The sequence below is a fragment of the Herbiconiux sp. genome, assembly GCF_023264855.1.
Taxonomy (GTDB): Bacteria; Actinomycetota; Actinomycetes; order Actinomycetales; family Microbacteriaceae; genus Herbiconiux.
This window is the reverse complement of the sequence record NZ_JAHFUW010000079.1, coordinates 1-11,079: the sequence shown is the minus strand read 5'-3', so window position 1 is coordinate 11,079 and position 11,079 is coordinate 1. Positions and strand designations below refer to the sequence as shown.

Here is an 11,079-nt window from a genome sequence, read left to right as displayed (position 1 = left end):
GGGCCGTGTCGCCGCGGCCGACACGGCGTTCGCGGTGGCGCAGGCGCTGCGCCCGTGGGACGCCGACGTGGCGTCCATCGCCGCGCAGCAGCTCAGCTCCGACGACGTGCCGGCGGCCGCGCGGGCCGAGGCGGCGGTATCCGCCGAGCGCTGGGCGCGCGAGGCGCTGGCCGTGCTGCCCGACTCGATCCCCACGCTCAAAGCCCTCGCCACCGCCCAGCGCACCCAGCACGACGACGACGGCCTCCGCGTCACGCTCGACCGCCTGGCCGTGCTCGTGCCCCTCGACCCCGACGTGCGGGCCGAGCGGGCCGCGCTCCGCTGACCGGGGTTCCGGATGTGCGGGTCGCAGCACGGGGGATCGGGGGTGGGGCCGTAGCGTGAGGGGGTGCGATCGATGTTCCGACCTTCCCGACGGCGTTCCGGCCGGCTGCTCCTCGTCGCTGCGGTCGTGACCGTGGGCGCCCTGTGCGGCACGGCGACGTCGGCCGCCGCCGAGGTCGCGCCGATACCGGCGACCGATCCGGCGCAGGACACCGGTGGCACCGGCACCACCCCCGACGGATCCACCCCCGACGGATCCACCCCCGACGGATCCACACCTGACGTATCCGACCCCGTCGAGGAGTCCCCGGCCCCCGACCCCGCCGCCGAACGGCCGCGGATGTCGAACCTGCCGGCCGAGGCCTTCACCGCGCAGGCCGCCGAGCTGCCCGCTGAGCTGAGCGAGGCCATCCAGCGCGACCTCGGCGAATCGCCCGAAGACTACCTCGCCCGCACGAACGCGGCTCTGGAGGCCAGCGACGTGGTGGAGGGCCTGCAGGCCGAGGGCATCGAGGTGCTCGGCTCGCGCCTGGACGGCACCCAGCTCGTCGTGAACATCCCCGAGGGCGCCGCAGACGCCACCGGCGGCGACGCCGCCGCATCCGTCGCCGAGGTGGGCGCCGTGGTCGAGACCGGCGCCCCCGCCGTGCCCGACTACTCCGGCCAGAAGCTCACCGCCATGGCCGACCTGATCGGCGGCCAGGCCTTCCAGTTCGTGGCGGCCGGCCTCACCTACGTCTGCTCGACAGGCTTCGTGGGGCGGTACGGACCGTATCCGCAGACCCAGTTCATCACCTCGGGCCACTGCATCGAGCCGAACCGCGACACCGGAACGTACTACTACGAGTCGAAGCAGGCCAAGGCCGGCAGCGCCCCCTCGCGCGGCGAGATCATCGGTGCGCCGGTGGAGTCGCTGTTCCGCTTCGGCTCGGGAGCCGACGTGGGTGTCGTGGCCAGCAACTGGAATCCGCAGCCCAAGGTCTCCACCTGGGGCGGCGGCCAGGGCGCTCTCAGCGCCGGCACCCCGGTGACGATCACCGACATGACGACCGGCATCGTGGGCTCGCCCGTCTGCAAGTCGGGCCGCACCACGGGCTGGACCTGCGGCACCATCCTCGTCGTCAACGAGTCGTACCCGGTCTACAACCACTCGGGCGTTCCGCAGTACGTGAACCTCACCCTCACCGACGTCTGCATGCTGCCGGGCGACAGCGGATCGGCCGCGGTCGTCGGCACGGCCGCCTTCGGTCTCGGATCGGCCGGCACCTACGTGGGCGACTGCAACCGGGCGGGTCAGCCGAACGCGATCAGCGCCTTCTTCCCGATGCTCACGAGCAACGGGAGCAAGAGCGTGTCGAACACGGTGCCCGACTGGGAGCTCAGCGTGGTGGTGCCGACGCCCACCGTGTACCGCCCCTCGTTCGTCGGCGACGCCATCCGGGGCACCCTGCCCGGGGCGAGCCCGCGGCACAAGATCGACATCACGATCGACGGATCCTCGACCTACACGGTCACGCCCGCCACGAACGGCGACTGGTCGCTGGCCCTGCCGACGGCCCTGCAGAGCGGAAAGCACAGCTACTCGGTGAAGGCCCGCTGGGGCGCGTTCTCCGTCTCCAGCGCGGTGACCGACACCTACCAGCTGCAGGCCAAACCGGCCGTCGAGCGGATCAGCGGCGCCGATCGGTACGAGGTGGCCCTGCAGATCTCGAAGAAGGCGTACCCGGGCAAGGCCGGCGTCGCGTACCTGGCCACCGGTCAGAACTACCCGGATGCGCTCAGCGCGGCGCCCGCCGCCGTCAAGCAGGGCGGCCCGCTGCTGCTCACCCAGCCGACCGTGCTGCCGGCGGCGGTCAGCGCCGAGATCACCCGGCTGGCACCGAAGACGATCGTGATCGTCGGCGGCCCGAACTCGGTCTCCGAGGCGGTGGCCGCTCAACTGGCCACGCTGGCCCCTTCGGTGGTGCGTCTGCAGGGCGACGACCGTTACGCCGCCTCGCGCGCGGTGGCCCAGTACGCCTTCGGCACGGCTGCACGAAGCTACGTCGCCACCGGCGCGAACTTCCCCGACGCCCTCTCGACCGGATCGGCCGCCGGCTCGCGCGGAGTGCCGATCACGCTCGTGAACGGCGGGGCGGCATCCGTCGACACCCCCACGGCGCAGCTGTTCCAGGCGCTCGGCACGAACCAGATCACGATCTCCGGTGGCCCGAACTCGGTCTCCACCGGTATCGAGAACTCGCTCAAGTCGTTCGCCACGGTGAACCGTCTCACCGGAAGCGACCGCTTCACGGCCTCGCAGGCGATCAACCGGGCCACCTTCACGAGCAGCGGCACGGTCTACCTGGCCACCGGCTACAACTACCCCGACGCCCTGGCCGGCGGTGTGCTCGCCGCGAAGTCCGGCGCCCCCCTCTACATCGTCCCCACCGAGTGCGTCCCCCGAGGTGTCATCTCCGACCTAACCACCCTTAAGGCCACAAGAGTCGTCCTCCTAGGCGGCCCCAACTCCCTCAACGCAAACGTCTCCTCCCTGACAGCCTGCGCCTGGTAGCTCCACCCGACCGCCCCGGCAACCAGCACCGCACATCTTCCCGATAGCGCCGGAACTCCTCCCCGAACCGCCCCTCCAGATCCGCCTCTTCCAGCGGCCGTATCGCGTAATTCCACAGCAGCGAGCCGGCGACTGCGTAGACCACCACGAGCCACGACCCGAGCAGCAGTCCCACCCCCACACCCTGGGTGATGCCGGCGAGCGCCATCGGGTTGCGGATGAAGCGGTAGGGGCCGGCGATCACCAGCCGGTTGGGCATCGCCGCGGGCAGCGGGGTGCCGTCGCCGCGGGTCGACATCGTGACCGCCGACCAGAGTCCGAGCGTGCTGGCCAGAACCAGCAGTGCGGCCCCCAGGACGGCGGCGACGGCTTCGGCGGGCTCGGACGACGGGAGGCTCACCCGCCAGCGCTGTTCGAGCCAGGCCAGTACCAGCGGGATGACGAGGAGGCAGACGCCCCAGAACACGACGACCTGCGCGAAGGTGGTCAGCACGTGCCCGCGGACGCCGGTGCGGTGGGCGGCGGGACGGAACGCGAACGGTCCGGCGACCAGCCAGCGGGTCGGCACCCGCCCGAGCAGCAGCAGGCAGAGGGCGACGAGCGAGCATCCGAGTGCCGTCGTCATGAGCAGCACGCCCCACCCTGCTTCGGAGGTCACGGTCGCGAAGACTGCGAGCCCGACGGCGACGACTGCGGTCCAGGCGGTGGCCACGACGGCGGCGACGCGGATGCCTGCCGCCGCCAGTCCCGATGCCACCACGAACAGCGGAACGTCGGCGACCGCCATGGCGACGGGATCGAGCCCGCCGAGCGTGCTCTCCCGCACCCTCGGCACCGTGAACACGGCCACCCACCACCCCAGCCCGGCCACCGCCTGCGCGGCGAAGTACGCTCGCCCCCATCCGCGCCTCATGCTCCCAGACTAGCTCCGCAAGTGCTCGGTGCCGGGGCCGGGAGCCACCGGGGCCGTGACCCCCAAAGACACTTTTGACGGTGGATCGGATCCGGTCGAGAATGGGCGCATGTCCCGCCTCGACGAGCTCCGCGCCACCGCGCATCCCATCCGCCTGCAGTTGCTCTCGCTGCTCACCGGCACGGCGATGAGCGCGGCGGAGGCGGGGCGGGAACTCCGCCTCTCGCAGGCGACGGCGAGCTATCACCTGCGTGTGCTCGAGCGGGCGGGCATAATCCGCGTCGTCGAGGTGGTTCGCGTGCGCGGTGGTGAGGCCAAGCGCTACCGGCATGAGTCATCCGCCCGACCGTTCACGATCGAGACCGCCGGGGCGGAACCGCCCGGACGCGATGCCGAGGAGCGCGCGCTGTATGTCGCGGCGCTCGCCGACGAGCTGCGCCGACGATCGGCGTCGCGGGCGGGCGGTCCGCAGGTGACGACGGATGCCGAGCTCTGGGTCGACCCCCGGGTGTGGAACCGCGTCGTCACGCTGGTGGGGGGAGCGTCGGCGCTTCTACACGCCGAGGCGAAGGCACCGCGCACGCCGGGCACCTCGCCGGTGTCGATGACGGCGGCCCTGTTCCCGCTCAAGCGCCCATGACGTCGTCCGGCCCTCCGACCACGGATGCCCCGGCTCCCGAGACGCGACGAGAGCGGAATCCGCTGAGCTACCCGTCGTTCCGGTGGCTGCTCGCCGCGCGCACGACGAGCATCCTGGGGAACGCGGTCGCGCCGATCGCCCTGGCCTTCGCGGTGCTCGATCTCACCGGGTCGGTGACCGACCTCGGCCTCGTCGTGGCGGCACGTTCGGTCGCGAATGTCGCGATCCTGCTGGTCGGCGGCGTCATCGCCGATCGCCTGCCGCGGCACCTCGTGCTGGTCGGAACATCTCTCGCCGCCGCCCTGACCCAGGCAGCCGTGGCCGCGCTGGTGCTCACGGGATCGGCCACGATCCCGCTCCTCGTGCTCCTCGGTGTGCTGAACGGCGCGGTGGCGGCGGTCGCGCTGCCCGCGGCAGCCGCCCTGGTGCCCGACACCGTGCCCGCCGCGCTCCTCCGGCCGGCCAATGCGCTCCTGCGGCTGGGACTGAACGCCGCGGGCATCCTCGGCGCCGCGGTGGGAGCCGCACTCGTCGGCGCCGTCGGGCCCGGCTGGGGCCTCGCGATCGATGCCGTGGGCTTCGCGGTGGCCGGGGTGCTCTTCGGGTTCGTGCGCCTGCCCACGCGGCGCACCCGGCCTGCTGAGGATCCGTCGCCAGGGCGACGAGCATCGGTGCTGCTCGATCTGCGGGGCGGGTGGCGGGAGTTCACCCGTCGCCGCTGGGTCTGGGTGGTCGTCGCCCAGTTCGGTGTGCTCAATGCCGCCTTCGTCGGAGCCACGACGGTTCTCGGACCGGTCGTGGCGGATGCGTCGTTCGGCCGGGGCGGCTGGGGTGTCGTGGTGGCGGCGCAGACGATCGGGCTGGCGCTGGGCGCGGCCGTGGCCATCCGCTGGCGCCCGCGTCGGGCCCTGGGGATCGGGGTCGGCCTCATGGCCGTGACGGCGATCCCCGTGGCGACTCTCGGCATCGCGCCCGCTCTGCCGGCCCTGGTCGTGGCGTTCGCACTCGGCGGCGTGGCACTGGAGATCTTCGCCGTCGCCTGGGACCAGTCCCTGCAGTCCCACGTGCCCCGAGAAGCCCTGGCCCGTGTCTACTCCTACGACATGGTCGGTTCCTTCATAGCCATCCCCCTCGGCGAGGTCATGGTCGGCCCGATCGCGCAGGCCCTCGGCATCGGTCCCACGCTCCTCGGCTGTGCCGCGGTCATCGTGCTGGCCTCCCTGGCCGCCCTCTCCGTCCGCAGCGTCCGCACCCTGACCGTCCCCGCCAGCCCCGTCGATCCAAGGTGAGCGTGTGGCCGACGGATGCGACCGGCAACTAGCCCAGATACCGGTAGAACTCCCGCTTCAAATCGCCGAGGTTCCAGTGCTGGTTCGTCTCCGCGAGCACGAACTCGATCTCCACCGGCAGCTTGGCCAGCGTCTGCCCGTGCGTCTTCGCGAAGTGCGTGAACCACAGGTCGTCGAGCAGCCAGTAGCGCTGCGGCAGCTCGGTGAAGAAGCGGTCGTCGAGGAAGATCGAGAGGTCGCAGATCATGCCGCCCGGCCCGACGTGATCGACCGGGCCGCCCACGACGGCGGGCGCGCGGTCGAAGTAGTCGTCGGAAGCCACGGTGAACGCCCACCAGGCGTGCACCACGCCCGGCCGGTGCACGGAGAGTGCGGTGCTCACGAAGTCGGGCTGCACGTCTTCGTCGTCGTCGATCACGATCACCGGGCCCGGGTCGGCACGGGCCTTCTCGGCCAGTACCCGCGCCCAGTAGAACCGCGCGATCGACCCGAGATTGTAGGGGCTGCGAACCAGGCGCACCGAGCGCAGGGCTCCGGATGCCTCGAACCCGCGCAGCACGCCGGCGTAGAAGTCGTGGTCGGCGCGGTTGTTGTTCCAGAGGTACAGGGCGATGCCCGGGGTGCCCTCCTGCCCGTCGAGCAGGCGCAGCATCGCCTCGAGGCGCTCGGGCCGGTTGAACAGGCACATCAGCACGGGCACCTCGGAGCCCGTCTCGCCCCAGACCCGCTCGTCCGTCGGCCGGAACCGGCCGTTCAGTAGTCGTCGTCGAACAAGCGCCTTGGCGAGGCGTCGCGGAATGGTCGATACGGGCACTCGAAGAACTCTAACGGTCTCTCATCCAGGCCACGGTCGCCTCGAGGCCCTCGCGCAGCTGCACCGCGGGCACCCCGGGGAACAGCGACGCCAGCACCGAGCCCTCGGCCTGCGAGTGCAGGATGTCACCCACCCGGGCGGCCTCGAACGCCACCGGCACCGGATGCCCGAGCACGTCTTCGATCTCGGCGATCAGCTCGAGCAGGCTGGTGCGCACGCCGAAACCGAGGTCGACCGGCTCGTCGTGGGCGACCCCCCGCGCGATCGCATCGGCGATGACCGCGCAGATCGACTCCACGTAGGTGAAGTCGCGCGACTGCTCACCGGTGCCGTGCACAGTGACGGCCTCGCCCGCCACGGCCCGCTCGAGGAAGGCGGGCACGACGGCGGGGTAAGCGGCATCCGCTCGCTGTCGCGGCCCGAACACGTTGAAGAAGCGGAAGGCGAGCACCGGCAGGCCGAAGCTGCGCTGCCAGGTGAGCGCATAGGTCTCGGCGGCGAGCTTGGTGGCGCCGTAGGGGCTCTCGGTGCGCGGGCGCATCCGCTCGTTCTTGGGCAGGTCGGGCAGCGATCCGTAGACCGCCGACGACGACGCCACGATGGTGTGCACCAGCCCGGCGGCCCGTGCGGCCTCGAGCACGGCCACGGTGCCGGTGACGTTGACCTCGTGCACGTGCAGCGGGCGCTCGAGGGATTCCTGCACCGAGGCGACGGCGGCGAGGTGCACCACGGCATCCACCCCGTCGATGGCCGAGGCGAGCGCGCCGGGGTCGAGCACGGAGCCTTCGATCAGCGTCACGTCGACGCCGGTCAGGTTCTCGCGGCGGCCCGCGCTCAGGTCGTCCAGCACCCGGATGCTCGTGCCCGGGCGCGCGGCCAGCACCCGGCAGAGCGCGCTGCCGATGAATCCGGCGCCGCCGGTGACCAGAACCGTGAGGGGGCGGGCCGGATCGGGACGGGCGCCGACGATCGGGCCGTCAGGTGCGGGCACGCGTCAGCACCCGTCGCACCTTGTTCTCGACGCGCACCAACGGCCGGCCCTCGAGGGTGGCCAGCCGCGCCTCGAGCGAGCCGACGTGAACCCGGGTGAGTTCGAGTTCCTGGCGCGTGCGGACGAACTCCTGCTCCACCGCGGCGGCCTCGTCGGCCGCCCGCTGCCGCTCGTCGGCCAGCTGCTGGTCGAACGCGGCCTGCTGCTCGGCGAGGGCCACCCGGTGCTGCTCGTCCAGCGCCACCAGGCTCGCGTGCGAGCGCGCTTCGGCGTCGCGGAGCGCCGGGGCCACCGAACGGAACCGCTCCAGCACCTCAGCCTCGAACTCGCCGTCGGGCACGGGCGAGGCGAGGCCGGTCAGCGTGTCGTCCCGGCGGAAGTGGCCCGCGGCCAGTCCCTCGGCCAGTTCCGCCTCGTCCGGATGCCGCAGCAGGTAGAACGGCAGCAGGGCGCCGGCCTGCAGGCGCCGGTAGTCGCGCATCCCGTGGTGGTTGGGGCTCGGGCTGAGCTCGGGATTGTCATCGTAGGCACGGCCGGCGATCTCGACCTTGTTGCGGTACTGCTCCCAGGAGCGCCAGGGCAGGTGCAGCACCTCGATGGCGAGCGCTTCGGGAGGGGCGCCCTGCGACGCGAGGCTGACGAAGTGGTTGCCCTGGATGACGTCGATCTGCGGGTCGCCGACGTGGATGGCGTCGGCGGTGGGATGTGCGCGCAGTCCGGTGGCCCGAAGAGCCGCCTCGGGGCGCTCGTCGCGGTAGGTGAGGCGCCCGAGACCCGATCCGGATGCCGCGGCCGGCCCGGTGAGGTTCGTCACGGGCACCAGGAACGCCTTGATGGCCGGATCGAGCTGCTCGAACACCTCGTGCAGCGTGAGCGAGCGGTCGACCGGTACGAAGAACTCGTCGGCGTCGGCGTTGATCACCCAGTCGGCGCCGTGCAGCGACGCCGCATCCCGCGCCATCTGCGTCACCACGGGCGCCTGCTGCTTGCGGTGCGTGGGATCGTGCCGCAGTTCGATCAGCCCGCGGTCGGCGTAGCCCTGCAGGATGTCGGTGGTGCCGTCGACCGAGCCGTTGTCGGTGACGATGATCACATCCACGCCCTGGGCCAGATGGTGGTCGAGCATGGCGCCGATGATGTCCGCCTCGTCGCGGACCATGACGGTCGTGGCGAGCTTCACCGTGACGGCCTCCCTCGTGTTCGGATCACCGGCCGCGCCGGTCGTCTGCGCTTCCGGCCTCGGTGTGGGTCTGGTCGTGCCGGATCGCGCTCCCAATACCCTAGCGTCCGGCCTCGGAGCGACGGCGGACGACGCTCGAGCGCAGGCTCAATCCGAGCGAGAGCACGGCACGCACGGGCCAGAAGACCGGCCCGGAGTACTTCTTGGCCAGGAACCGCTTCGCGCTGTCGTGGTGGGCCTGCAGCATCCGCCCCGATTCGCCGCCCGTCGTGGAGTGGGCGCCGGTGTGCACCACGGCCGCCGCGGGCTCGTAGACGTTCCGCCAGCCGGCCTCGCCGAGGCGATAGCCCAGGTCGACGTCTTCGAAGTACATGAAGTAACCGGTGTCGAAGCCGCCGAGCGCGTCGAACACGGAACGGCGGATGAGGAAGCACGACCCCGAGAGCCAGCCGGCATCCCGGCGCACCGGGTTCTCGCCCACCTCGACGCGGTACGACCTCGTCCACGGGTTGTTCGGCCAGACGTTCGCGAACAGGGCGTGCCCGATCCCGTTGCGGATGGAGGGCACCGACCGGGCGGAGGGGTAGGCGCTGCCGTCGGCCTCGAGGATCTTGGGACCGATCGCCCCGGCATCCGGCAGCTCGGCCATCGTCGCGACGAGCACATCGATCGCGCCGGGACGCAGCATCACGTCGGGATTGCTGACGAGCACGAAGTCGATACCGGGCTCGAGGGTGGCGACGACCTCGTTGATGGCGTGCCCGTAGCCGAGGTTGCCGCTCATCGGGTGGTAGTGCACCGGCACCTCGGGGGCGGCGGATGCGGCGGCGGCGATCGCGGCCTCCAGCTCGGGCCGTGCCGGGGAGCCGGGCTTGTTGTCGGCGACGTGCACCTCGACCCGCGCCTGCCCGGCGGCGGCGGGGACGGATGCGAGGAAGGGCACGAGCACGCTGAGCGAATCGAAGCTGACCGTGACCACGGCCACGCGCGCGGGTGCGGGTGCGGCGCTCATGCGGCAGCTCCCGCCTCGCGGTAGACCTGCTCGTGCACCCCGGCGCAGGCGGCCCAGGTGAAGGAGCGGGATCGTTCGAGCGCGGCGTCTCCGAGGGCGTGGCGCCGTTCGTCGTCGCCCAGCAGGGCGTCGAGGGCGGCCGTCATCGATCGTTCGTCGGGCTCGGTGTAGGCCACGGCGTCGCCGCCGACCTCGGGGATGGAGAGGCGGTCGGTCGTCAGCACCGTGGCCCCGCAGGCCATCGCCTCCAGCACGGGCAGGCCGAATCCCTCACCGAGCGAGGGATAGGCGACCATGCGCGAGCCGCCGAGGAAGGCGGATAGCTCGCCGAGGGGAAGATAGCCGGCCTCGACCACACCCGACCCGGTGCCGAGGGTGTCGAGCATCCGTGCCGCCTCGTCATCCCACCCCCGGGAGCCGGAGAGCACCAAGGCGGGGGAGCTCTCGCTCCGGGCGGCGCGCTCGCCGCGGAGGGCGGCGTAGGCGCGCAGCAGGGCCGGCACGTTCTTGCGCGGCTCGATGGTGCCGAGGAACGCGATCCAGCCCTCGGGCCCGTCGAGGCCGTGCTCCCGGGCGAAGGCGGTCACATCGGGTGCCACCGGCGGCGCGAACACCTCGGCGTCGACCCCGAGATAGGCCACCCGGATGCGCTCGGCGTCGATGCCCACGGCGTGGGCCACGGCATCGGCGGTCGCCCGGCTGGGGGCGATCAGGGCACTCGCGGATCGGGCCGCGCGCCTGGTCCAGAACGTGAAGAAGGTGCGCTTCAGCCGCGAGTGCACCTCGGGCTCGCTGAAGAAGGTGGCGTCGTGCACGGTGACGATGCGCGCGCGACGGGTGGCCAGCGGATGCGTGTAGTGCGGCGAGTGGATGGCGCGCACGGCGAGCTTCGCGGCCAGGCGGGGCAGCCCGATCTGCTCCCAGGCGAAGCGCACGGGGCGCGAGCGCAGAGCGGCGGGGCCGGCGTGGTAGCGGTGGCCGGGAGCGGCCAGCCGCAGGCGCCCGATGTCGGTGGGCTTCGCCACCACCTCCAGGGCGATTCCGCGCTCCTCGAGGCCGCTCAGCAGCCCCTCGATGTAGCGGGCCACCCCGCCCCAGTTCGGTGGCAGCGAGGTCGCGTCCAGGAGGACGGGGATCTGTTGGCTCACCGGATCAATCCTCGGTTTCCTCTCGGGCAGCGAGCCCGAACAGCGCGCAATCCAGCATACTCATCGCGCGCCGGGGCCATCCTGGGCGGTGCGGGCGGGCGGGTCAGTCGTCGATGAGCAACTCGGCGACCGCGGAGCGCGGCACGAGGGAGCGGCGGTCGATGCGGGTACGCAGGCGCAGGTTCGCGGGGGCGAGGCGCAGGGCGGAGCCCAG

Annotated in this window: 9 protein-coding genes and 1 pseudogene; 4 read left to right on the top strand and 6 right to left on the bottom strand. The window is 72.1% G+C overall.

Features of this window, described 5'->3' with window-relative positions; all coding sequences use genetic code 11:
* Nucleotides 1–325 (top strand): annotated as a pseudogene (locus tag Q0D75_RS20315) (hypothetical protein); the annotation flags it as partial.
* Between the two features lie 72 nt (nucleotides 326–397).
* Nucleotides 398–2,878, top strand: coding sequence for a cell wall-binding repeat-containing protein (locus Q0D75_RS20310; RefSeq protein ID WP_291057579.1), 2,481 nt, complete (start codon nucleotides 398–400; stop codon nucleotides 2,876–2,878).
* Here Q0D75_RS20310 and Q0D75_RS20305 read toward each other — a convergent pair.
* Nucleotides 2,838–3,791 (bottom strand): isoprenylcysteine carboxylmethyltransferase family protein, encoded by a 954-nt coding sequence (locus tag Q0D75_RS20305; RefSeq protein WP_291057577.1) that lies wholly within the window; start codon nucleotides 3,789–3,791, stop codon nucleotides 2,838–2,840. The genes Q0D75_RS20310 and Q0D75_RS20305 overlap by 41 nt on opposite strands.
* Before the next feature lie 109 nt (nucleotides 3,792–3,900).
* On the opposite strand from Q0D75_RS20305, the gene Q0D75_RS20300 reads away from it, so the two are divergent.
* Nucleotides 3,901–4,431, top strand: coding sequence for a winged helix-turn-helix domain-containing protein (locus Q0D75_RS20300; RefSeq protein ID WP_291057575.1), 531 nt, complete (start codon nucleotides 3,901–3,903; stop codon nucleotides 4,429–4,431).
* Entirely contained in the window at nucleotides 4,428–5,720 is a 1,293-nt protein-coding gene (locus Q0D75_RS20295) for an MFS transporter (protein ID WP_291057573.1), read from the top strand. The genes Q0D75_RS20300 and Q0D75_RS20295 overlap by 4 nt, the downstream gene beginning before the upstream one ends.
* Nucleotides 5,721–5,748: 28 nt before the next feature.
* Here the strand turns inward: Q0D75_RS20295 and Q0D75_RS20290 are convergent, their stop codons facing one another.
* The 5 genes from Q0D75_RS20290 to Q0D75_RS20270 form a co-directional block, all read right to left on the bottom strand.
* Nucleotides 5,749–6,534: a hypothetical protein gene (locus tag Q0D75_RS20290; protein WP_291057570.1), complete on the bottom strand. Its 786-nt coding sequence runs from the start codon at nucleotides 6,532–6,534 to the stop codon at nucleotides 5,749–5,751.
* 10 nt (nucleotides 6,535–6,544) lie between these two features.
* Entirely contained in the window at nucleotides 6,545–7,525 is a 981-nt protein-coding gene (locus tag Q0D75_RS20285; protein WP_291057568.1) for an NAD-dependent epimerase/dehydratase family protein, read from the bottom strand.
* Complete coding sequence (locus tag Q0D75_RS20280) at nucleotides 7,512–8,705, bottom strand: glycosyltransferase family 2 protein (protein WP_291057566.1); 1,194 nt, start codon at nucleotides 8,703–8,705, stop codon at nucleotides 7,512–7,514. The genes Q0D75_RS20285 and Q0D75_RS20280 overlap by 14 nt, the downstream gene beginning before the upstream one ends.
* Before the next feature lie 100 nt (nucleotides 8,706–8,805).
* Nucleotides 8,806–9,717: a glycosyltransferase family 2 protein gene (locus tag Q0D75_RS20275; protein WP_291057564.1), complete on the bottom strand. Its 912-nt coding sequence runs from the start codon at nucleotides 9,715–9,717 to the stop codon at nucleotides 8,806–8,808.
* Complete coding sequence (locus Q0D75_RS20270; RefSeq protein WP_291057562.1) at nucleotides 9,714–10,865, bottom strand: glycosyltransferase family 1 protein; 1,152 nt, start codon at nucleotides 10,863–10,865, stop codon at nucleotides 9,714–9,716. The genes Q0D75_RS20275 and Q0D75_RS20270 overlap by 4 nt, the downstream gene beginning before the upstream one ends.
* Between the last annotated feature and the right edge of the window lie 214 nt (nucleotides 10,866–11,079).